This is a genomic window from Pandoraea sputorum (genome assembly GCF_000814845.2).
GTDB lineage: Bacteria > Pseudomonadota > Gammaproteobacteria > Burkholderiales > Burkholderiaceae > Pandoraea > Pandoraea sputorum.
Map to the genome: position 1 here is coordinate 1,739,793 of NZ_CP010431.2, position 21,823 is coordinate 1,761,615.

Annotated in this window: 17 protein-coding genes; 11 read left to right on the forward strand and 6 right to left on the reverse strand. The window is 63.1% G+C overall.

Annotated elements, in window-relative coordinates:
- The first annotated feature begins 16 nt into the window (after window positions 1-16).
- From NA29_RS07815 to NA29_RS07825, 3 genes are read left to right on the forward strand one after another with little or no spacing between them, the layout of a single operon-like run.
- Window positions 17-634 (forward strand): cysteine hydrolase family protein, encoded by a 618-nt coding sequence (locus NA29_RS07815; RefSeq protein WP_039397299.1) that lies wholly within the window; start codon window positions 17-19, stop codon window positions 632-634.
- Window positions 631-2,064, forward strand: a complete 1,434-nt coding sequence (locus NA29_RS07820; RefSeq protein ID WP_039397301.1) for an FAD-dependent oxidoreductase — start codon at window positions 631-633, stop codon at window positions 2,062-2,064. The genes NA29_RS07815 and NA29_RS07820 overlap by 4 nt, the downstream gene beginning before the upstream one ends.
- Window positions 2,061-2,936, forward strand: coding sequence for an isocitrate lyase/PEP mutase family protein (locus NA29_RS07825; protein WP_039397302.1), 876 nt, complete (start codon window positions 2,061-2,063; stop codon window positions 2,934-2,936). The genes NA29_RS07820 and NA29_RS07825 overlap by 4 nt, the downstream gene beginning before the upstream one ends.
- A gap of 192 nt (window positions 2,937-3,128) precedes the next feature.
- On the opposite strand, the gene NA29_RS07830 is transcribed toward NA29_RS07825, so the two are convergent.
- On the reverse strand, window positions 3,129-4,352 hold the full coding sequence (locus NA29_RS07830; protein ID WP_039397304.1) for a CaiB/BaiF CoA transferase family protein: 1,224 nt from the start codon (window positions 4,350-4,352) through the stop codon (window positions 3,129-3,131).
- Window positions 4,353-4,640: 288 nt separating this feature from the next.
- Here NA29_RS07830 and alaS point away from each other — a divergent pair, with 288 nt between their 5' ends.
- From alaS to NA29_RS07855, 5 genes are all read left to right on the forward strand, one after another.
- A complete protein-coding gene (alaS, locus tag NA29_RS07835; RefSeq protein ID WP_039397306.1) occupies window positions 4,641-7,265 on the forward strand; it encodes an alanine--tRNA ligase in 2,625 nt (874 codons plus the stop codon).
- 207 nt (window positions 7,266-7,472) lie between these two features.
- Window positions 7,473-8,726, forward strand: coding sequence for a YbfB/YjiJ family MFS transporter (locus NA29_RS07840; protein WP_039397308.1), 1,254 nt, complete (start codon window positions 7,473-7,475; stop codon window positions 8,724-8,726).
- Between the two features lie 56 nt (window positions 8,727-8,782).
- Complete coding sequence (locus NA29_RS07845) at window positions 8,783-9,553, forward strand: class II aldolase/adducin family protein (RefSeq protein WP_039397310.1); 771 nt, start codon at window positions 8,783-8,785, stop codon at window positions 9,551-9,553.
- A gap of 115 nt (window positions 9,554-9,668) precedes the next feature.
- Window positions 9,669-9,863: a 4-oxalocrotonate tautomerase gene (locus tag NA29_RS07850; protein ID WP_039397312.1), complete on the forward strand. Its 195-nt coding sequence runs from the start codon at window positions 9,669-9,671 to the stop codon at window positions 9,861-9,863.
- A 214-nt stretch (window positions 9,864-10,077) separates the two neighbouring features.
- Window positions 10,078-11,070 (forward strand): threonine aldolase family protein, encoded by a 993-nt coding sequence (locus NA29_RS07855; RefSeq protein WP_052253217.1) that lies wholly within the window; start codon window positions 10,078-10,080, stop codon window positions 11,068-11,070.
- 9 nt (window positions 11,071-11,079) lie between these two features.
- Here NA29_RS07855 and NA29_RS07860 read toward each other — a convergent pair whose 3' ends face one another.
- Window positions 11,080-12,360 (reverse strand): chloride channel protein, encoded by a 1,281-nt coding sequence (locus NA29_RS07860; RefSeq protein ID WP_052252617.1) that lies wholly within the window; start codon window positions 12,358-12,360, stop codon window positions 11,080-11,082.
- Between the two features lie 297 nt (window positions 12,361-12,657).
- Here NA29_RS07860 and NA29_RS07865 point away from each other — a divergent pair, with 297 nt between their 5' ends.
- Both NA29_RS07865 and NA29_RS07870 read left to right on the forward strand, forming a co-directional pair.
- Window positions 12,658-13,188 (forward strand): NUDIX domain-containing protein, encoded by a 531-nt coding sequence (locus tag NA29_RS07865; RefSeq protein ID WP_039397314.1) that lies wholly within the window; start codon window positions 12,658-12,660, stop codon window positions 13,186-13,188.
- A gap of 137 nt (window positions 13,189-13,325) precedes the next feature.
- On the forward strand, window positions 13,326-13,553 hold the full coding sequence (locus NA29_RS07870) for a sulfurtransferase TusA family protein (RefSeq protein ID WP_039402727.1): 228 nt from the start codon (window positions 13,326-13,328) through the stop codon (window positions 13,551-13,553).
- Window positions 13,554-13,672: 119 nt separating this feature from the next.
- Here the strand turns inward: NA29_RS07870 and galU are convergent, their stop codons facing one another.
- Window positions 13,673-14,560, reverse strand: a complete 888-nt coding sequence (gene galU, locus NA29_RS07875) for a UTP--glucose-1-phosphate uridylyltransferase GalU (protein WP_039397316.1) — start codon at window positions 14,558-14,560, stop codon at window positions 13,673-13,675.
- A 29-nt stretch (window positions 14,561-14,589) separates the two neighbouring features.
- The gene (locus tag NA29_RS07880) at window positions 14,590-17,451 is read right to left on the reverse strand and encodes a valine--tRNA ligase (RefSeq protein WP_039397318.1); all 2,862 of its coding nucleotides are present in this window, start codon (window positions 17,449-17,451) and stop codon (window positions 14,590-14,592) included.
- A gap of 110 nt (window positions 17,452-17,561) precedes the next feature.
- On the opposite strand from NA29_RS07880, the gene NA29_RS07885 reads away from it, so the two are divergent.
- Window positions 17,562-19,880 carry a UvrD-helicase domain-containing protein gene (locus tag NA29_RS07885; RefSeq protein ID WP_039397321.1) on the forward strand — a complete coding sequence of 773 codons (2,319 nt, stop codon included), beginning with the start codon at window positions 17,562-17,564 and terminating at the stop codon, window positions 19,878-19,880.
- 103 nt (window positions 19,881-19,983) lie between these two features.
- Here NA29_RS07885 and NA29_RS07890 read toward each other — a convergent pair whose 3' ends face one another.
- On the reverse strand, window positions 19,984-20,796 hold the full coding sequence (locus NA29_RS07890; protein ID WP_039397323.1) for a BPSS1780 family membrane protein: 813 nt from the start codon (window positions 20,794-20,796) through the stop codon (window positions 19,984-19,986).
- Window positions 20,797-20,826: 30 nt separating this feature from the next.
- Complete coding sequence (locus tag NA29_RS07895; RefSeq protein WP_039397325.1) at window positions 20,827-21,798, reverse strand: homoserine kinase; 972 nt, start codon at window positions 21,796-21,798, stop codon at window positions 20,827-20,829.
- Window positions 21,799-21,823 lie beyond the last annotated feature (25 nt).

The window sequence follows — 21,823 nt, forward strand, 5'->3', positions numbered from 1 at the left end:
CGACAGGAGCCATGAAATGAGTCAAACCTCTTTGCTCGACCCGGCGCGCACTGCACTCGTCATCGTCGATCTGCAAAACGACTTCATCACGCCCGGTGGTGCGTACGACCGGGGTGGTGCCGCAACGCCCGAAGCACAGGCGTTGCCCGCGCGTGTCGCACCCATCGCGCAATCGCTCAAGGCCGCAGGTGGTTTTGTCGCGGCAAGCCAGTTCACGTTATGGCCGGACGCGAGCGGCGAGCCGATGATTTCGCCGCATCTGAAGCAATTGCGGCCGTTCCTGCGCCGTGGCGATTTCGTCGCGGGAACGGACGGTCATGCCACCGTGGCGGCGCTGGCGAAGCACGTCGACGTGTCGGTCTGGAAGGTGGCTTACTCCGCCTTCTTCAACACGCAACTGGACTGGGTGCTGCGACGTGCGGGTATCGAGACGGTGGCGGTGTGCGGCATCGTGACCAACGGCGGCGTGGCGAGTACTGCGCGCGATGCGCACATGCGCGACTACCGTGTGCTGGTGCTCTCCGACGGATGTGCCGCGCCCACCGTCGCCGCGCACGACGCCGCGTTGACCGACCTGCGCACCGTTGGCGAGGTCGTGACCTGCGAGGCCTTTGCGGCCCGCATCGCCTCATGAGCGGTCCTACGACACCGGTCGTCCGTCAGGGCATGCCGCCGGTTGACGATCTGCCGCAAATCAGCGTGGTGATCGTGGGGGCGGGTGCGTGCGGCCTGACCGCTGCACTGGTGCTGCAAGATGCGGGCATCGACTGCGTCCTGCTGGAGCGCGACGCCATTCCCAGCGGCTCGACCGCCCTGTCGTCGGGGTTCATTCCGGCGGCGGGTAGCGCGGTTCAGCGTGCGGTTGGCATCGACGACAGCGCGAAGCAGTTCGCCGCCGACATCATGGCGAAGACGCAAGGCACGGCGGCGGCGCATCTGGTGCAGGCGTATTCGGAAGCGTCCGGCCCGGCGATGGATGCGCTCGCGCGCCACGGGCTGACGTTCGACATTCTCGACGGCTTCCTGTACCCCGGACACAGCGTTCGGCGCATGCACAGCCTGCCGGAGCGGACCGGTGCGGCTTTGATGGCGGCGCTGGAGCGAGCCGTTCAGGCGACCGACGCGCACGTCATGACAAAGACGCTGGTGCGCGAGCTGTGGGTGGATGCGTCGGGCAACGTGCAGGCGGTGGGGTGCGTGCGCCCGGACGGCGCGATGGAATACCTCGGCTGCGACATGCTGCTGCTCGCCTGCAACGGGTTCGGCGGTAATGCCGGGTTGCGCACCGAACTGCTGCCCGAGATGGCACACGCCGTGTACGGCGGGCATGAAGGCAACGACGGCAGCGCCTTGCTCTTGGGCCGTGCGCTCGGCGCGGCGACAGCCGATCTGGGCGGCTATCAGGGACACGGCTCGTGGGCGAGTCCACACGGCGTGCTGATCTCGTGGGCCGTCATCATGGACGGCGGGGTGCAAATCAACCGGGAAGGTCAACGTTTTCATGACGAGACGCACGGCTACTCGGAAGCGGCGGTGCACGTGCTCGCACAAACGGATGGCATCGCCTGGAATGTGTTCGACGCGCAGACACTCGCGCTGGCGCGCACGTTTCCCGACTTTCAGGAAGCCGAAGCCGCGGGTGCGCTCAGGGCCTGCGCCGACATCGACGCGCTCGCCAGTGTCATCGGCTGCGACGTGACGGCGCTGCGCGAAACGTTGAACGGCGTCGCGCCGGGCGTGAATGCCACCGATGGCCGCCGGTTCACGCGCTCGCTCGTCGCGCCGTATTACGCAATCCGGGTCACGGGCGCGCTGTTTCACACGCAGGGCGGACTCGATATCGACGCCGCCTGCCGGGTGCTGCGTCCCGACGGATCGCCGATGCCCAACCTGCTCGCCGCAGGCGGCGCGGCGCGTGGCGTGTCGGGCAATGCAGTGTGGGGCTATCTGTCCGGCAACGGGCTGCTCTCGGCCGTCGCGGGCGGCTACATCGCGGCGAATACGGTGATTGGCTCACTCGCCGCCATTCCCGCCATTATGAACACTCAGGAGATTTCTTCATGACGGCTTCGTCGTCTGCCCAACTGTCGCTCCGGCAGCGCCTCTCGCAAGGTGTGCTGCTGGCGCCTGGCGTCTACGACGCCTTGTCTGCCCTCATCGCCGCACAGTCCGGTTTCGACGCCTTGTATCTCTCGGGGGCATCGATTGCCTATACTCGGCTCGGCCGCTCCGACATCGGTCTGACCACGTTCCCGGAAGTCGAAGACACGGTCGCACGGATTGCCGAGCGTGTGTCGGTGCCGGTGATCGTCGATGCCGATACCGGTTTCGGTAACGCGCTCAATGTAAAACGCACCGTGCGTGGTTTCGAGCGGGCGGGTGCGGCCATGATTCAGCTTGAAGATCAGACGTTTCCGAAACGTTGTGGCCATCTCGATGGCAAGGGCGTGGTGCCAGCTCAGGAAATGGCGGGCAAGGTGCGGGCGGCCGTCGATGCACGGCACGACGCCGGGACGCTGATCCTCGCGCGCACCGATGCGATTGCCGTCGAAGGACTCGACGCCGCACTGGACCGCGCAGAGTTGTACCTCGAAGCCGGGGCCGACGCGCTCTTCATCGAAGCGCTGCGCACAACCGAGCAGATGACTGCGGCCTGCGAGCGCTTTGCCCATCGCGTGCCGTTGCTGGCGAACATGGTCGAAGGCGGCAAGACGCCCGTGCAAAGCGCGCAGGCACTTGCAGATATCGGCTTTCGCATCGTCATCTTCCCCGGTGGCGCGGCGCGCGCGGTGGCGCACACGTTGCAGGGCTATTACGCAAATCTGCACGCGCAGGGTACGACGGCGGCATGGCGCGAACAGATGCTCGATTTCGACGGTCTGAACGCGGTGATCGGCACGCCTGAACTGCTGGCCGAGGGCAAGCAGTACGAGTGATTCGTGGCGCTGGGGAGAGCGCCAGGGAAAGCGCAGGGGAAAGAATAGGGATGTCAACGATGACTGTGTGACGTCCGTCAGGGTCTCGGCGTGGAACGTGGGTAGCGCCGGAACACGGGGCCTGTCGCGATGAGAGTCGCGGCAGGCCCTTTTTGCATCAGGCACACTGCCCGGACGGTGCTGCAGTCGGTCTCACACCACGCCATCGGTACGCAGGCCTGCGATCTTCGCGTCGTCAAAGCCGAGCCGTTCGCGCAGGATCTCGTCGCTATGCTGGCCGAGCGTTGGCGGGGCGGTGCGCGCGAGCGGCGGCGTCTCGCTCATCTTCATGGGGCTCGCGACCAGTCGCGACATCCCCCCGGATGCGTGCGGCAACGCGACTTCCATGCCACGCGCCTTGACCTGCGGGTGCGCGAAGACTTCGGGCAGCGTGTTGATCGGACCACACGGTACGCCGGACGCTTCGAGCTTGTCGATCCAGACATCCTTTCCGAACTTGCGCACCATCTGCGCGAGCAACGGCACCAGCACCTCACGATGACGTACCCGCGACGGGTTGGTGGCGAAGCGCTCGTCGTCGGCCAGCGCAGGTTCGCCCCCGGCTTCCACGAACTTGCGGAATTGTCCGTCGTTGCCGACAGCGACGATGATCCAACCGTCGTCGCCTGTCTGGAACGTCTGATAGGGCACGATGTTCGGATGCGCGTTGCCCCAGCGCACCGGCGCTTTGTCGCTGGCCAGGTAGTTGGTGTTCATGTTCGCGAGCATGGCCACCTGCGTGTCGAGCAGCGCCATGTCGATGTACTGGCCCACGCCGGTGCGATCGCGGTGGGTGAGGGCGGCCATGATCGCCAGACTTGCGTACATGCCCGTCATCAGATCGGCAATCGCTACACCGGCCTTTTGCGGGCCACCGCCGGGCAGCGCGTCGCGCTCGCCGGTGATGCTCATGAAACCGCCGATGCCCTGCACGATAAAGTCGTAACCTGCGCGTGAGGCATACGGACCGTCCTGCCCGAAGCCCGTGACCGAGCAGTAGACGAGATCCGGCTTGATCGCTTTGAGTGAGGCGTAATCGAGACCGTACTTGGCGAGCTGCCCGACTTTGTAGTTCTCGACGACGACGTCGCTCTGTGCCGCCAGCGCCTTCACGATGGCCTGTCCTTCCGGACGAGAGATGTCGAGCGTGAGCGAGCGCTTGTTGCGGTTTGCCGCGAGGTAATAGGCGGCTTCGGCTGTGTCGTGGCCGTCCGCGTCGCGCTGGTAGGGCGGGCCCCAACTGCGGGTGTCGTCGCCCACACCGGGACGCTCCACCTTGATCACGTCTGCGCCCAGATCGGCCAGATTCTGCGTGGCCCACGGACCGGCCAGTACACGCGAAAGGTCCAGTACCCGGATATGACTCAGCGCGCCCATCGTTCGCTATCTCCTTGTGTTTCGATTTGTCTTCGTTCGTCCGATGCCTTGTTCGAGCGACGTCGATTCGTCAACGATCGTTGGCTCTGGCATGTTGCGGAACGTTGTTTTGCAATGCGGAACTTGTGAGTGAGAGTCTACGGTGCGTGCGCGGTGGCTGACCAGCGCAGTTTCGCACTGCGGTTAGCGGCGGGACGCTGTGGAGAGGTCGATTTCCCGTATAATCAAAAGTTTGCAAAATACCCCGCCAGGCTTAGCCTGCCCGGTCCCCACGCTCCCACGCAGCCTATGAAAGTCGCAGACATTCGGGAAAAATTCCTAAACTTCTTCGAGTCGAAGGGGCACACCATCGTGCGCTCGTCGAGCCTCGTGCCGTCCAATGACCCCACGCTGCTGTTCACGAACTCCGGCATGGTGCAGTTCAAGGACGTCTTCCTCGGACTCGAATCGCGCCCGTACACGCGCGCGACCACGGCCCAGCGCAGCGTGCGCGCCGGCGGTAAGCACAACGACCTCGAAAACGTGGGCTACACCGCCCGTCACCATACGTTCTTCGAAATGCTGGGCAACTTCTCGTTCGGCGATTATTTCAAGCGCGAAGCGATTCAGTACGCGTGGGAATTGCTGACGACCGTCTACAAGCTCCCGAAGGAAAAGCTCTGGGTCACCGTCTACAAGGAAGACGACGAGGCCTACGACATCTGGGCGAAGGAAGTGGGCGTGCCGGCCGAGCGCATCATCCGCATCGGTGACAACAAGGGTGCGCGTTACGCCTCGGACAACTTCTGGCAGATGGCCGATACCGGTCCGTGCGGCCCGTGCTCGGAAATCTTCTTCGACCACGGTGAAGACGTGTGGGGCGGCCCGCCGGGATCGCCGGAAGAAGACGGCGACCGCTATATCGAAATCTGGAATCTCGTGTTCATGCAGTTCAACCGCGACGAGCAGGGCAATATGACGCCGCTGCCCAAGCCGTGCGTTGACACCGGCATGGGGCTGGAGCGTATTGCGGCCGTGCTGCAACACGTTCACAGCAACTACGAAATCGACCTGTTCCAGCACCTGATCAAGGCCGCCGGTCGTGAGACGGGCGTGACCGATCTGAGCGCGAACTCGCTCAAGGTGATCGCAGATCACATTCGCGCGTGCTCGTTCCTGATCGTCGACGGCGTGATTCCGGGTAACGAAGGCCGCGGTTACGTGCTGCGCCGTATCATCCGCCGCGCAATCCGTCACGGTTACAAGCTCGGCTGCAAGAAGCCGTTCTTCTATAAGCTCGTACCGGATCTGGTCGCCGAGATGGGCGTTGCCTATCCGGAACTGGCGCAGGCGCAGCAGCGCGTGACCGACGTGCTCAAGCAGGAAGAAGAGCGCTTCGGCGAGACCATCGAGAACGGCATGGAGATTCTCGAAGGTGCGCTGGCCGATCTGGCCAAGAAGGGCGTGACCACGCTCGATGGCGAACTGGCATTCAAGCTGCACGACACCTACGGCTTCCCGCTCGATCTGACGGCGGACGTTTGCCGCGAGCGCAGCATCACGGTGGACGAAGCAGGCTTCGACGCCGCGATGGCACGTCAACGTGAGCAGGCGCGCGCCGCAGGCAAGTTCAAGATGGCGACGGCCCTCGAATACACGGGCGACAAGACGCGCTTCGAAGGCTACGACAAGCTCGCGCTCGAAGGCGCGAAGGTCACGGCTTTGTACGTCGATGGCACCAGCGTGGCCAAGATGACCGCCGGTCAGCAAGGCATCGTTGTGCTCGACACGACGCCGTTCTACGCCGAGTCGGGCGGTCAGGTGGGCGATCAGGGGCTGATCGTCGCCGGGGCTGCGCGTTTCGGCGTGTCGGACACGCAGAAGATTCAGGCCGACGTGTTCGGTCACTACGGTTCGCTGGAATCGGGTGAACTGAAGGTCGGCGAAGTGGTGACGGCGCAGGTTGATGCCGTGCGTCGCGCGCGCACCGTGCGCAACCACTCGGCGACTCACCTGATGCACAAGGCCTTGCGCGAAGTGCTGGGTGCTCACGTGCAGCAGAAGGGCTCGCTCGTCGACGCCGACAAGACCCGCTTCGACTTCGCGCATAACGCCGCGATGACGGCCGACGAAATTCGTCGCGTGGAAGATATCGTGAACGCCGAAGTGCTGGCGAACGCGCCCACGCAAGCCGCGCTGATGTCGTTCGACGACGCGGTCAAGGGTGGCGCAATGGCGCTGTTCGGCGAGAAGTACGGCGACGAAGTGCGCGTGCTCGACATCGGGACGTCGCGCGAACTGTGCGGCGGCACGCACGTCTCGCGTACGGGCGATATCGGCCTGTTCAAGATCGTGATGGAGGGTGGCGTGGCCGCCGGTATCCGTCGCGTGGAAGCGATCACCGGCGATAACTCGGTACGCTTCGTCCAGAAACTCGACGACCAGATCAACGAAGCGGCTGCCGCGCTCAAGACGCAACCCGCAGAACTGAGCCCGCGTATCGCGCAGGTGCAGGAGCAGGTCAAGTCGCTGGAGAAGGAACTGGCGGCGCTCAAGTCGAAGCTGGCATCGAGCCAGGGCGACGAACTGGTCGAGAAGGCCGTCGACGTGAACGGTCTGAAGGTGCTGGCCGCGCAACTCGAAGGCGCCGACGCCAAGACGCTGCGTGAGACGATGGACAAGCTCAAGGACAAGCTGGGGAGCGCAGCCATCGTGCTGGCTGCCGTCGACGGCAGCAAGGTCACGCTGATCGCCGGTGTGACGGCGGATGCGACGGCCAAGGTCAAGGCGGGCGAACTCGTCAACTTCGTCGCACAGCAGGTCGGCGGCAAGGGCGGCGGTCGTCCGGATATGGCGCAGGCGGGTGGTACCGACCCGTCGGCACTGCCGCAGGCGCTTGCTGGCGTTCAGACATGGGTGACCGGCAAGCTGTAATGGGACGATGACGGGGGCAGCCCCGTTTTCGGCCGGGCTTGATCTGACAAGACGCGCACTTCGGTGCGCGTTTTGCATTTCTGAGCGGACGGCGTGCGCTATCGCCCTGCCGGGGGCAGGGGCACCGTCACCTTCGGGAATGGTTTGCATGTAAAGTATTTGCCACGATTCATGTCAACTTCTTTTGCCTGCGGGCCAGCCATCGCCATGCCAGCTACTCTCGCCGATTCCGACAACGTCACGAAGCTGCGCCAACCGTCGCCGGAGCGTGCGGCATGGCGCATCGCGTTATCGTGCATGCTCGCCTTGTCGATTGCGATGGGGATCGGCCGCTTCGCTTTCACGCCGATGCTGCCGCTCATGCTGCATGAGCAGCTCACCGATATTCAGCACGGTAGCTGGCTAGCGTCGCTGAACTACGCGGGGTACTTCATCGGGGCGTTGTCGTGCATGTGGCTGCATTTCACACCGACGCTCATCATTCGCTTTGCACTTGCCTCCACGGTCGCACTGACGTTGGCGATGGGGCTGATGGAGTCGTTCGCGGTGTGGGCGATCGTGCGCACACTCGCGGGCGTGATGAGTGCGTGGGCGATGGTGTTCTCGGCCGGGTGGGGCTTTCGCAAGCTGGCCGAGCTGCGCATGCCGAGTCTGGGTGGTGTGATCTTTGCCGGGCCTGGCGCAGGCATTGTGGTGACGGGCTTGCTCGCGAGCCTGAACGACACGCTCGGCTGGCCTGCGCGCGGCGGCTGGTTGCTGTGCGGCGTGCTCGCGCTGGCGTTGCTCGCCGTCATCTGGCGGACGTTTGTGGCTGATGTGCCCGTCGCCGTCGATGCGACCAAGTCAGCCGACGCTGCCAAATCTACGACCGCCACCGTCGCGCCCTCGACCAATCATGGCAGCGGCGAGAGCGTGATCCCGGTCACGATCCTGTACAGCTTCGCCGGCTTCGGCTACATCATCACGGCGACGTTCCTGCCGGTGATCGCACGTCAGGCGTTGCCCGGCTCCCCGTGGCCCGACCTGTTCTTCCCGCTGCTCGGTCTGATGGTGATTCCGGGGGCCATCATCGGCGCACGCGCACCGCTTTCGTGGGATAACCGACTGCTGCTAGCGGTGTGCTACGTCATGCAAGGGCTGGGGGTGGGCATTGGCATCGTGCTGCCGAACGTCGTGGGCTTCGCGCTGGGGAGCGTGCTCGTGGGGCTGCCGTTCACGGCGATTACGGTCTACGCGGTGCGCGAATGCCGACGTTTGCGTGGGGACAATGCCAATGGCCTGATCGGGCTGGTGACGGCATCCTATGGCATCGGGCAGATCGTCGGGCCGCTGGTGGCCGCGCCGCTCGTCGCCGCGACCGGCGGGTTCACGACGGCACTGCTGTGTGCCAGCGGTGTGCTGGCGCTCGGCGCCATCGGTTTCGTGTGGGACTGGCGTCGTTCGCTCGAGCGCGCGCCCTGAGGCGACACCTCCAGTAGGTCTTCGCCCGATTCTTCAGACTTTCCTCAGAGAAGCGTATGTCTTTTACCTTGAAGGCGGGCCGCAAGGCTGCCACTGTCATGAGCGACGAAGAGCGTCAGGTGCGTGTCGATCTCGCCGCCTGCTATCGCCTCGTGGCACTGAACGGCTGGGACGATCTCATCTACACGCACATCTCCGCAATGGTGCCTGGCGAGCCGGGGCACTTCCTCATCAATCCGTTCGGGCTGGCGTTCGACGAAGTGACGGCGTCGAATCTCGTGAAGATCACGATGGACGGCGAGATCGTGGGCGAGAGCGCGCATCCCGTCAACGTGACCGGGTTTGCGCTGCACGGTGCGGTGCACGCCGCGCGCGCGGATGCCGTTTGCGTCATGCATTTGCATAACACGGCGGGTATCGCCGTGTCGATCCAGCCGCACGGCCTGCTGCCCATTTCACAGCACGCGCTGCGCTTTCACGAACGCATCGGATATCACGATTACGAAGGGCTGGCGTTTTCGCCGTCGGAAGGCGAGCGGCTGGTGACGTCGCTTGGCGCACATCCTGCGATGTTGCTCCGCAATCACGGCACGCTCACCGTCGGCCGTACGGTGGCCGAAGCCTTCGTGCTGATGGCAACGCTCATCAAAGCCTGCGAGATTCAGTTGCAGGCGCTGGCGGGCGGCGCTGCGCCGAATTTGCCGAGCCCGGCGGTGCAGGACAAGACAGCGATTCAGCTCGAAGACGGTGGCGCGATCGAGGGCGTGCTGGAATGGCCTGCACTACTGCGCAAACTCGATAGAATAGACGCCTCGTTTCGCGATTGACCGCTCGATGGAGCGGCGCACCGACTTGTTGTCTGCGGCGCTCGGGCAGGGCATCGAAGACGTCCGGCAGCGTCACGCTGCCGGTTCCAATAACGACATCAGGAGATAGATCGCAATGCCAACGTTTCACGTCGAGATGTTCGAAGGGCGCACCATCGAGCAAAAGCGCGCGTTCGTCAAAGCTGTTACGCAAGCCGCAGTGGATACGATCGGTTGCACGCCGGGGTCCGTCGATATCATCATCACCGACATCAAGCCCGAAAACTGGTCGACGGCAGGCACGCTCTGGTCGGATCCTCGCCCAGAGTGAGCGGGTGAATCTGAAGTCAGCGCAAATCATGTAAGCCGGTGACCGTCACCGGACTGTCTGAAGCGGGAGCGTCGTGTGGCGTTCCCGCCGTCTTGAAGAGGTCGTCATGTCGCAAGCCCCGTCTGTTTCGAATCCAGAGATCACGTCCACCGACACTGCGCAAACGCCGCAGCACTTCGCGTCCGACAACTACGCCGGGATTTGCCCCGAGGCCATGCGCTATCTGGTCGAGGCAAATGCCAGTGGTCATGAAGTGTCCTATGGCGACGATACATGGACGCAACGCGTGTGCGACGGCATCCGGCAACTCTTCGACACGGATTGCGAAGTCTTCTTCGTTTTCAACGGCACGGCGGCCAACTCGCTTGCGCTGGCATCGCTGTCGCAGTCGTATCACTCCGTCATTTGTCACGAACTGGCGCATGTCGAGACGGACGAGTGCGGTGGTCCGGAGTTCTTCTCCAACGGCGCGAAGCTGCTCACCGCGCGCGGTCGCGAGAATAACGGCAAACTCACGCCGGACGCTGTCGAGGCCGTGATCAACCGCCGCTCGGACATCCACTTTCCGAAGCCCAAGGTCGTCACGCTCACGCAGGCGACGGAGGTCGGTACCGTCTACTCGGTCGATGAGGTCAAAGCGATCTCGGCGGTCGCCAAGCGCCGTAACCTGCGCGTGCACATGGACGGCGCACGCTTCGCCAACGCGGTCGCGACGCTCGGCTGCCATCCGGGCGACGTGACCTGGCGTGCGGGCGTGGACGTGCTGTGTTTCGGCGGCACGAAGAACGGTCTGCCGGTCGGCGAGGCCGTCGTGTTCTTCAATCGCTCACTCGCAGAGGATTTTGCTTATCGCGTGAAGCAGGCGGGGCAGTTGGCCTCGAAGATGCGTTTCATCTCCGCTCCGTGGCTCGGCATGCTGGAGAACGACACGTGGCTGCGCCATGCACGGCATGCGAACGAGATGGCGCAGTTGCTCGCGAGCCGCATCCGCGACATTCCCGGCGTATCGATCATGTTCGAGACGCAGGCCAACGGCGTGTTCGCAGAATTGCCACCGCATGTGATCGAAGCGCTACGCGCGAAGGGCTGGCGCTTTTATACGTTTATCGGCGCAGGTGGCTGCCGCTTCATGTGCGCGTGGGATACCCGTGTGGAGACGGTAGAACGTCTGGCCGCAGATATCCGTGCGCTGAGTGCGAAGGCGTAGCCGTTTCGATCAGGCTTGACGCGGCGCAGGCACGGTAGGCGTCAGGAAGCGGTGTGCGAGCGTGTGATAGAACGACGGCGCGATGGTCTTCGAGACCTGCGTCGACAGCAGTGCGACGGCCATGAGCGGAATCACCATCTGATGGCCGTCGATCATCTCCATGACGATCACAAACGACGTAATCGGTGATTGCGTCACCGCCGCCAGATAGCCGACCATACACAGCGCGGCCATGGCAGGCAGCGGTATTACGGACGTCACGTGCGCCATCACATTCCCCAACCCGGCACCAATCGCCAGTGACGGCGCGAAGATGCCACCGGGAATGCCCGACAGATACGACACGCACAAGGCGGCAAACTTCAGCACGGCGTAGAACGGCGAGAGCGCCGCGTGCGATTCCAGCAAACCCCGCGCTTCGGCGTATCCGCTGCCGAACGTGGTGCCGCCCGAGACAATGCCGATCACCGCAATCGCCAGACCACACAGGAAGGCGAAGTGGACCGGGCGTGCGCGACGCAAATTGACCAGTTGCGCGGGCATCCATCTCGGCACGTTAAGCATCAACCAGCCGAACAGCCCCCCGGCCACGCCCGTCAGCACACTGGCGACGATAAGCACGGGAATGAGCGCCCAGTTGAAATCGCTGATGGCTTTGATCTGGCCGAAATAGAGATAGTTGCCCTGCAGGCCGAGCGCCACGACGCCGGAGAAGATGATGGCGGTAATAAGGGTGCCGCTGCTGCGTGCGACAAAGCTGCGGCTCAGCTCTTCGATGGCGAACACGACGCCCGCGAGCGGCGTGTTGAACGCTGCCGCCAGACCTGCCGCCGCCCCGGCCAGCGTCAGTTGGCGCTCGATGTGCACGCTGCTGCGGCGATACCCGCGTCGCATGGCGTACATCAGCGATGCGCCGATCTGCACGGTCGGGCCTTCTCGGCCGATCGTGAAGCCGCAAAGAATGCCGAGAAACGAGATCGCGATCTTGCCGAACATGATGCGAAGCGTCAGCAGCGATTTCGACAGACGCGAGTCCTGAAGCGTTGCGATCACCTGGGGAATACCGCTGCCCTCGGCGCCCCGGAAGAACTTCTGCGTCAGCCATATCGCCAGCGCGGCACCCAACGGTGTGACGATCAGCGGCAGCCAGAAGCCGTGCGTGAGCATGCGCTGGAACAACTCGAATCCAAAGTCCACCAGCTTTGCGTAGGCCACCGACACCAGACCGACGAGGACTGCGCCGAGCCAGAACACACCATAGTTGTGCCACAGACGCCTTGAGCGGCGCATGCCGCGTTGGGTCAGCCGGGTGGATAGCGACGTAGCCGACGCGGGCGATGTGTCAGCAGCAGAGGGCGAGGACGAAGCAGACGGCGAAGGCGACGAAGGCGACTGAGGCGGGGTGTCGGACGCGGGCGGTACGTTCGGTGGAATGTCAGTCACGGGGCCGTGATCGAAAATTGAAAGACGTTCGACGATTATACGCCCCGGCCTGTCTGGGCCTGGTCCGGGCGCGTCTCGGAATTTGCCGAATATGCAGCGCGTCATGAGTTCATTTAATATGTTCGGATTCGCCGAAGAACGATCATGAACGAACTTATTTTTTGTCCCCGCTGTGCCTCTGCACTCGATTCTCGCGAGGTCGCCGGGCGTATTCGCCGTGCCTGCCCGGACACGGCTTGTGGTTTCGTCCACTGGGACAACCCGCTCCCGGTCGTGGCCGGGCTGGTGGAATACCGGGGCCAGATTCTGCTGGCACGCAATGCGGCGTGGACCGAAGGCATGTTCGCGCTCATCACCGGTTTTCTTGAGCGCGACGAGACACCCGAAGACGGTATTCGCCGCGAAATCAAGGAGGAGACGAATCTGGAAACCGACGCGATTTCGCTGCTCGGTGTCTACGAATTCATGCGCAAGAACGAGTTGATCATCGCGTATCACGCGGTCTGTGACGGCGATATTCAGCTCTCGGAGGAACTGGCCGAGTTCCGGCTCGTCGCGCCGCATCAGGTGCGTCCGTGGCGCGCAGGGACGGGGCACGCGGTCGCCGAATGGCTAAGACGGCGCAATCTGCCGGTCGAGTACGTCGAATCGGCGCGGATGTCGATTGCTGGATGACGTACGGATGCGCCGATGTGCCGACACGCTGAAACGGGGCGTCTCCGGGAGCGTTCGGCAACGACTACGGTAGAATCGCGGTTTGCGGGGCCAACCCCGCAGCAGATTCGAACAAGACCGAAGAGAGGGACATGAGCATGGAATTCCAGAAAGAAGTCGACGCGAGCGGCCTGAACTGCCCGCTGCCGATCCTGCGTGCCAAGAAGGCGCTGGCGGAAATGCAAAGCGGCGAAGTGCTGCACATCATCGCCACCGATCCAGGCTCGGGGCGCGATTTCAGCGCTTTCGCCAAGCAAACCGGCAACGAACTGCTCGATACGCGCGAAGACGGCAAAACTTTCCACTTCTGGATGCGCCGTCGCTGATTGCCGGTGAGTGGCGTCAGCGTCGATTTCCATCGATGCGAATGCCTTGGCGGTACAACAGATACAAAAAAACCGACGGACATGCCGTCGGTTTTTTTATGGGTGCCTGTGACAGACGCTCAGGTCAGATCGCCTTGCACGTCTTCCTGCAGGTACTTGCGGAACGCGTCCTTTAGCTCCGGGTGGCGCAGAGCGAACTCCACCGTCGCCTTGAGATAGCCGAGCTTGCTGCCGCAATCGAAGCGCTTGCCATCGTAGCGGTAGGCGAGCACGACTTCGTCCTGCATGAGTTTCTGGATGGCGTCCGTCAACTGGATTTCGCCGCCTGAACCCGGATCGATCTCGCGGATGCAATCGAAAATACGCGGACGCAGCACATAACGACCGACCACGCCCAGATTCGACGGTGCGTTTTCGGGCGCAGGCTTCTCGACGATGTCCGTCAGTTTGACGATCGCCTTCTCACCCCAGTCCGTGCCCTTGACGATACCGTATGAGCGGCTCTGCTCAATGGGGATCTCTTCTACGCCGATGATCGAGTTGTGATACTGGTTGTACAGATCGACCATCTGCTTGAGCACCGGCGGCTGGCCGTCGAGCAAGTCGTCGGCGAGGATGACGGCGAACGGCTCGTCGCCCACCAGCTTCTCGGCGCACAGCACGGCGTGGCCCAGACCCAGCGCTTTCGGCTGACGCACATAGAAGCAATCGATGTGCGGCGGCTTGATCGAATGCACGACGTCGAGCAGCGCCTGCTTGTTCTTCGCTTCGAGTTCGGCTTCCAGTTCGAATGCCGTATCGAAGTGATCTTCGATGGCGCGCTTGTTACGGCCTGTTACGAAAATCATCTCGGTGATGCCAGCCGCTGCCGCCTCTTCCACAGCGTACTGAATCAGCGGCTTGTCCACGACCGGCAGCATTTCCTTGGGGCTCGCCTTAGTCGCCGGCAGAAACCGGGTGCCGAGCCCCGCAACGGGGAAGACGGCTTTGGTCACAATCGCTTTCATTAGTATCTCCCTGATGAATATTGCGCGTCTCAGGCGGGCAGGCGGGCGAGTTGTGCCTGCAATTTGCCGAGTACCGCTTCAAAGTCGACTAATCGTTGCTTCTCAAGTTCCACGACATTGGCTGGGGCGCGCGCCACGAAGCTCTCGTTGGAGAGCTTGCCGTGGCATTTCGCGATCTCGCCTTCGAGACGCTTCACTTCCTTGCCGAGGCGCTCGCGCTCGGCCGCAACGTCGATTTCGACCTTCAGAGCCAACTTGTTTGCACCCACCACGGCGAGCGGCGCACCGGCGGCCTGCGCGTCGAGTGTGGCTTCGTCGGCCAGCACTTGCACTTCCGAGAGCTTCGCCAGCGTTTGCAGATACGGGGCAATCGACGTCAGGAACGGCACATCGCCCGCGACCAGCAGCGGCACGCGCTGCGCGGGCGACAGGTTCATCTCACCACGCAGGTTACGGCAGGCGTCCACGGCGGCCTTCAATTGCTGCATCCAGGCTTCGTCGCTTTCGTCGATCTTGCTGGTATCGGCGACCGGATACGGCTGCACCATGATACTGGCTTCGCCCGGCGCCTTGTCGGCCGGATAACGGCCAGCCAGCGGGGCCACTTTCTGCCACAGGGCTTCGGTGATGAACGGAATGATCGGGTGGGCAAGACGCAGCACCGTTTCGAGCACGCGCAGCAGCGTGCGGCGCGTGGCGCGCTGTTGCGCCGGGGTGCCGTTCTGAATCTGCCACTTGGCCAGTTCGACGTACCAGTCGCAGTACTCGTCCCACACGAACTTGTAGATTGCGCTGGCGATGTTGTCGAAGCGGTAATCGGCAAAGCCCTTCGCGACGTCGGCTTCCACGCGCTGGAGCAACGAGACGATCCAGCGGTCGGCGCGCGAGAAGTCGAGCTGACCTTCCGGGCCGCAATCGCCCACGCACGGCGCGAGACCGCAGTCCTGACCTTCGCAGTTCATCAGCACGAAGCGCGTGGCGTTCCACAGCTTGTTGCAGAAGTTGCGATAGCCTTCGCAGCGTGCCAGATCGAAGTTGATGTTGCGGCCAAGCGTGGCCATCGATGCGAACGTGAAGCGCAGCGCGTCGGTGCCGAACGGCGCGATGCCGTCCGGGAATTCCTTGCGGGTCTTCTTCTCGATGGTCGCAGCCTGCTTCGGGTTCATCAGACCCGTGGTGCGCTTGGCGAGCAGGGCGTCGAGCGACACGCCGTCGACGATGTCGATCGGATCGAGCGTGTTGCCCTTCGACTTGGACATCTTCTGACCTTCGGCGTCGCGCACAAGGCCGTGCACGTACACGGTCTTGAACGGCACCTTGCCGGTGAAGTGCGTGGTCATCATGACCATGCGCGCCACCCAGAAGAAGATGATGTCGAAGCCGGTCACGAGCACCGACGACGGCAGGAAGTGCTTCAGTTCCGGGGTTTCCTGCGGCCAGCCCAGCGACGAGAACGGCACCAGCGCCGACGAGAACCACGTGTCGAGCACGTCTTCGTCGCGCTTGAGCGCACCGGTGGAGCCGGCGGCACGCGCTTTCTCGATGGCTTCGGCTTCGGTGCGCGCGACGAACACGTTACCAGCGTCGTCGTACCAGGCCGGAATCTGATGGCCCCACCAGAGCTGACGGGAAATACACCAGTCCTGAATGTTTTCGAGCCACTGGTTGTAGGTCGTCGTCCAATTCTCCGGCACGAACTTGATCTCACCGCTGCGCACGACGTCGAGCGCGGTTTCGGTGATCGACTTGCCGGGGTGGAACGTGCCTTCGGGGGCCGGCTTGCTCATCGCGACGAACCACTGGTCCGTGAGCATCGGTTCGATGACCGTGCCCGTGCGGTCGCTGCGCGGCACCATCAGCTTGTGCGGCTTGACCGATTCGAGCAGGCCCAGCGCGTCGAGGTCGGCCACGATCTGCTTGCGCGCGTCGAAACGATCCAGACCCTGGTACTTTTCCGGGGCGTTTTCGTTGATCTTCGCGTCGAGCGTGAGGATGTTGATCTGCGGCAGGTTATGGCGCTGACCGACGGCGTAGTCGTTGAAATCGTGTGCCGGGGTAACTTTCACCACGCCCGTACCGAATTCGAGGTCGACGTAGTCGTCGGCAATGATCGGGATTTCACGGTCCGTGAGCGGCAGCTTGGCCGACTTGCCGATCAGGTGCTTGTAGCGCTCGTCTTCCGGGTGCACCATCAGGGCGGTGTCGCCCAGCATCGTTTCCGGGCGCGTGGTCGCGACCGTGAGCGTGCCGGAACCGTCAGCGAGCGGGTAGCGGATGTGCCACAGCGAGCCTTCTTCTTCCTCGCTGACTACTTCCAGATCGGACACGGCCGTGAGCAGCGTCGATTCCCAGTTCACGAGACGCTTGCCGCGATAGATCAGGCCCTGCTCGTACAGCGCGACGAACACATCGCGCACGGCGCTGGACATCTTCTCGTCCATCGTGAAGTACTCGCGGCTCCAATCGATGGAAGCCCCGAGGCGGCGCACCTGACGTGTGATCGTGCTGCCCGACTGCTCCTTCCACTCCCAGACGCGTTCCGTGAACTTCTCGCGGCCGAGGTCATGGCGCGAGACCTTCTGGGCGTCGAGCTGACGCTCGACGACGATCTGCGTGGCAATGCCCGCGTGGTCGGTGCCCGGCACCCACAGGGTGTTCGCGCCCTTCATGCGGTGGTAGCGCGTCAGACCATCCATGATCGTCTGGTTGAACGCGTGCCCCATGTGCAGCGTGCCGGTCACATTCGGCGGCGGCAACTGGATGCTGAAATCTTCGCGGGCGTCGTCGAGGGTCGGGCGGGCATAGCCGCGGCGTTCCCATTCGGGGCCCCAGTGGGCTTCGACGTCCTGCGGCTCGAAGCTCTTGGCAAGCGTATTGTCGCTGTCGCTCATGGATTGATGGACCGTGTAATGCGTGAAACCTTGAATTATAAAAGATTCGGTGGCGTTTCCGCGCCGCAGCAGGATTTATAATCGGCCTTCACTCGAAATTCCTCCCCGACATGCCCGATCTGCTCGCCAATCTGAACCCCGAACAACTGGCCGCCGTCACGCTTCCCGACGAGCCGGCCCTCATTCTCGCGGGCGCGGGTTCCGGCAAGACGCGCGTGCTCACGACCCGAATCGCCTGGCTGATCCAGCAGGGGCACGTCGGCCCGGCGGGCATTCTGGCGGTGACCTTTACTAACAAGGCCGCCAAGGAAATGCAGGCCCGGCTTGGCGCGATGCTGCCGATCAGCACGCGCGCCATGTGGATCGGCACCTTTCACGGGCTGTGCAACCGCATGCTGCGCGCGCATTTTCGCGACGCCGGGCTGCCGCAGAGCTTCCAGATCCTCGACCAGTCCGATCAGCTCTCCGCCATCAAGCGGATGATGAAGGCGGCGAATGTCGACGATGAGAAATTTCCGCCGAAAAACCTGCAGTATTTCATCAACAACGCGAAGGAACAGGGCTTGCGACCGCATGAAGTCGAGGCCAACGACGCGTTCAACCAGAAGTTCGTCGAACTGTACGCGAGCTACCAGGAGCAATGCCAGCGCGAGGGCGTGGTCGATTTCGCCGAACTGCTGCTGCGCTGCTTCGAACTGCTCAAGCACAACGAGCCGCTGCGCGTGCATTACCAGTCGCGCTTTCGCCATATCCTCGTCGACGAGTTCCAGGACACCAACAAGCTTCAGTACGCGTGGCTGAAAATGCTCGCCGGGACTCAGGCCGCCGTGTTCGCTGTGGGTGACGACGATCAGAGTATCTACGCGTTTCGTGGTGCCAACGTCGGCAATATGGCTGACTTCGAGCGTGAATTTCGCGTTCGTCACCTGATCAAGCTGGAGCAGAACTATCGCTCGCACGGCAACATTCTCGACGCCGCCAACGCGCTGATTTCCAACAACGCGCGACGTCTGGGCAAGAATCTGCGCACCGACGCGGGCCATGGTGAGCCGATTCGCGTGTATGAAGCGGCGACCGACCTGCAAGAGGCCAGTTGGCTCGTCGAAGAAATCAAGGCGCTGGTCGCGCAGGGCCTGTCGCGTCAGGACGTGGCGATTCTGTATCGCAGCAACGCCCAGTCGCGGGTGATGGAACATGCGCTGGTCGGCGCGGGTATCGCCTACCGTGTGTACGGTGGCCTGCGCTTTTTCGAGCGTCAGGAAGTCAAGCACGCGCTGGCGTATCTGCGTCTGATCGAAAATCCGAACGACGACACGGCGTTCGTACGTGTCGTCAATTTCCCCACGCGCGGGATCGGCGCACGTTCGTTGGAGCAACTGGCCGACGCGGCGCGTCTCTATAACTGCTCGATGTACGCGGCTGTGCCTTATATGACGGGCAAGGCGGGGACCAATCTGCTGGCGTTTGTGCGCATGATCGAACAGATGCGCCACGCCACCGAGCGGCTCACGCTGCCGGAGGTGGTGACGCACGTCATCGACGCGAGCGGGCTGATTACGCACTATCAGACCGAGAAGGAAGGACAGGACCGCATCGAGAACTTGCAGGAACTGGTCCATGCCGCCACGGCCTTCATCGCTGAAGAAGGCTACGGGCTGGACGCACCGGCGCGTCTGATCGCGATGCGCCCCGCACTGCCGGGCGCACCTGACGTGCTGGCGTCTCCCGATGGCGTGGTCGACGCCGATACGCCGGTGGAGATGACCCCGCTGGCAGGCTTCCTCTCGCACGCATCCCTCGAGGCGGGCGACAACCAGGCCGAAGCCGGGCAGGATGCCGTGCAACTGATGACGGTGCACGCGGCCAAGGGACTGGAGTTCACGGCGGTGTTCGTCACCGGTCTCGAAGAGGGGCTGTTCCCGCACGAAAATAGTGCGCTCGAACTCGACGGACTCGAAGAGGAGCGCCGTCTGATGTACGTGGCGATCACGCGCGCGAAGGAGCGTCTGTACCTGTCGTTCACGCAAAGCCGCATGCTGCATGGTCAGACGCGCTACAACGTGCGCTCGCGCTTCTTCGACGAAATCCCCGAGGAAGTGCTGAAGTTCCTTACGCCGCGTGCGCAGCCGGGGGCGCGTCTGAGTCAAAGCGAACCGGCTTGGGGGCGCGACTGGTTCTCGCGTCCGCAAGTCAGCGCGCCGAAGGACGAATGGGCGGCGACGAAGTCGGAGCAGGCGCTGGCCGACCGCTCTCGCGCGTCGGAGACGGGTTTCAAGCTGGGGCAGGGCGTGTTCCACACGAAGTTCGGCGAAGGCAAAATCATCGGCCTGGAGGGCACGGGCGACGAAGCGCGTGCGCATGTGAAGTTCGGCCGTCACGGCGAGAAGTGGCTGGCGTTGGCTGTGGCGAAGCTTCAGCCGATCGAGTGATCGTGCGTGCGGCATTGGCGCACGCGCGGCAATAAGCTCAAGCAATAAAAAAGGGCACCTTCGGGTGCCCTTTGCTTTTGTCGACGTCGCGCGACGCCTGCCGTCAGGCCTCCGGCGGCGAAACGTTCGGATCAAGCGCCCCGATCTCCTGCACGCCGAAGCATCCGCGATAGCTGGCGTAGAACGAGCAGTAGATGATGGCGGCGAACAAGAGCGACAGCGGCGAGACAAGAAGAATGGCGTATTGGAAGACGCCGAGCGCCGCCATGATGATCGTGAGAATCATCGATGCCGCCGCCGCGAGCAGCATCACACACAGCGCGTAGACGACAAACGCGCGGAAGTTGCGCGTGCAGGCCGTCCAACTGAAGAAGATGGCCTTGACGGGCGTGATGTCGTGCCACGCCACGAGCACCGGCGCGAACCAGAACAACATCGCCACCGGAATGTACGCAATGGCGAAGGCAATGGCGGCGACCAATCCGGCGGTGCCGTTCATGATCTCGTCGCGCTTGACGTTGCCGTCGAACAGCAGGTTGTTGATCACTTCGCTGCCATTGAACAGCGATGAAATCAGGTAGGCGGCAACGGTTGCGGCCATGTAATAACCGCCCAGCACCAGCAGACGGCGGGCGATGTCCTTGCCGTGTCCGCGAAAACCGTCGAGCAGCACCTGAGGCAGCACCTGCTTGTTCTTGATGATGTCGCGGCAGGCGGCCATGAAGCCCACCGACAGGCCCGGCACCAGGACGAGCAAAATGGGGCCGCCCACGATCGGCACGAAGGAGATCACCAACGTGCCGAACATATAGGCAAACAGCAGGCTCATGATGGCGAGCGGATTCTTGCGGAACAGCCAGATGCCCTGGCGCAGCCACAAATAACCACTCTTCGGCGGGACTTCAAGCAATTGCATAGGGTTCGAGAGACTCCGGGTGGGGTCGGGTTACAGCCAGGGAATGGAAACGGCTTCGATGCGTTTGCGCAGGATTCGTTCGAAATGCCCCGGATCGTGCGGCTTGAGCATCTCGGCCGCCCGCGGCAAGTGAAAATCATACAGGCGCGAGAGCCAGAATCGCAGCGCGCCCGCTCGCAGCATGTCACGCCAGTGCGACGCCTCGATGTCTGTCAGCGGGCGTACCGTCTCGTACGCGCGCAGCATTGCGTGCACACGGGCGTCGTCCAGGTCGCCGGTGGCGAGGTCGCAGCACCAGTCGTTGACCGTCACGGCCAGATCGAACAGCCACTTGTCGCAGCCAGCAAAGTAAAAGTCGAAGAAGCCGCCCAGACGAGGCGAGCCGTCTTCGGCCTTGTCGAAGAGTACGTTATCGCGGAACAGATCGCAGTGGCACGGCCCTGCCTGCATCGTGCGATAGTCGTCGGTGCCGAAAAACGCCTCCTGATGCGCCATCTCGCTTTCCAGCAGCGTGCGCTCGGCATCGCTCAGGAATGGCAGCACGGCCGGGGCCGCCTCACGCCACCACGGCAGGCTGCGCAGGTTGGCCTGTTCCAGCGTGAAGTCCCGTCCGGCCAGATGCATGCGGGCAAGCATTGCGCCGACATGGGCGCAGTGCTCGGCGGTTGGCGCCAGTTCCGAGCGGCCCGACAACTTGGTGACGATCGTGGCCGGCTTGCCGTTCAGCTCGCCAAGAATCTCACCCGTGCAATCCGGAATCGGATCGGGCACCGGCACGCTGTGATGCGCCAGATGGCCCATCAATTGCAGGTAGAACGGCAACTGCGTGGCCGTGAGCTTTTCGAACAGCGTCAGCACGAACTCGCCGCGCTCGGTCGTCAGGAAGTAGTTGGTGTTCTCGATACCCGAGCTGATGCCCCGGAAGTCGAGAACATTCCCCAAATCGTAGCGTTGCAGCCACTGCTGGAGCTGCTCGGGCGAGACGGAAGTAAAAACGGCCATGCGTGCGTTGAGTGGATAAGACTCA

What these genes read in the sequence shown, in the direction of transcription:
- NA29_RS07815 (WP_039397299.1), top strand. Translation starts at nt 17, where the DNA reads ATGAGTCAAACCTCTTTGCTCGACCCGGCGCGCACTGCACTCGTCATC.
- NA29_RS07820 (WP_039397301.1), top strand. Translation starts at nt 631, where the DNA reads ATGAGCGGTCCTACGACACCGGTCGTCCGTCAGGGCATGCCGCCGGTT.
- NA29_RS07825 (WP_039397302.1), top strand. Translation starts at nt 2,061, where the DNA reads ATGACGGCTTCGTCGTCTGCCCAACTGTCGCTCCGGCAGCGCCTCTCG.
- NA29_RS07830 (WP_039397304.1), bottom strand. Translation starts at nt 4,352, where the DNA reads ATGGGCGCGCTGAGTCATATCCGGGTACTGGACCTTTCGCGTGTACTG.
- alaS (WP_039397306.1), top strand. Translation starts at nt 4,641, where the DNA reads ATGAAAGTCGCAGACATTCGGGAAAAATTCCTAAACTTCTTCGAGTCG.
- NA29_RS07840 (WP_039397308.1), top strand. Translation starts at nt 7,473, where the DNA reads ATGCCAGCTACTCTCGCCGATTCCGACAACGTCACGAAGCTGCGCCAA.
- NA29_RS07845 (WP_039397310.1), top strand. Translation starts at nt 8,783, where the DNA reads ATGTCTTTTACCTTGAAGGCGGGCCGCAAGGCTGCCACTGTCATGAGC.
- NA29_RS07850 (WP_039397312.1), top strand. Translation starts at nt 9,669, where the DNA reads ATGCCAACGTTTCACGTCGAGATGTTCGAAGGGCGCACCATCGAGCAA.
- NA29_RS07855 (WP_052253217.1), top strand. Translation starts at nt 10,078, where the DNA reads ATGCGCTATCTGGTCGAGGCAAATGCCAGTGGTCATGAAGTGTCCTAT.
- NA29_RS07860 (WP_052252617.1), bottom strand. Translation starts at nt 12,360, where the DNA reads ATGCGCCGCTCAAGGCGTCTGTGGCACAACTATGGTGTGTTCTGGCTC.
- NA29_RS07865 (WP_039397314.1), top strand. Translation starts at nt 12,658, where the DNA reads ATGAACGAACTTATTTTTTGTCCCCGCTGTGCCTCTGCACTCGATTCT.
- NA29_RS07870 (WP_039402727.1), top strand. Translation starts at nt 13,326, where the DNA reads ATGGAATTCCAGAAAGAAGTCGACGCGAGCGGCCTGAACTGCCCGCTG.
- galU (WP_039397316.1), bottom strand. Translation starts at nt 14,560, where the DNA reads ATGAAAGCGATTGTGACCAAAGCCGTCTTCCCCGTTGCGGGGCTCGGC.
- NA29_RS07880 (WP_039397318.1), bottom strand. Translation starts at nt 17,451, where the DNA reads ATGAGCGACAGCGACAATACGCTTGCCAAGAGCTTCGAGCCGCAGGAC.
- NA29_RS07885 (WP_039397321.1), top strand. Translation starts at nt 17,562, where the DNA reads ATGCCCGATCTGCTCGCCAATCTGAACCCCGAACAACTGGCCGCCGTC.
- NA29_RS07890 (WP_039397323.1), bottom strand. Translation starts at nt 20,796, where the DNA reads ATGCAATTGCTTGAAGTCCCGCCGAAGAGTGGTTATTTGTGGCTGCGC.
- NA29_RS07895 (WP_039397325.1), bottom strand. Translation starts at nt 21,798, where the DNA reads ATGGCCGTTTTTACTTCCGTCTCGCCCGAGCAGCTCCAGCAGTGGCTG.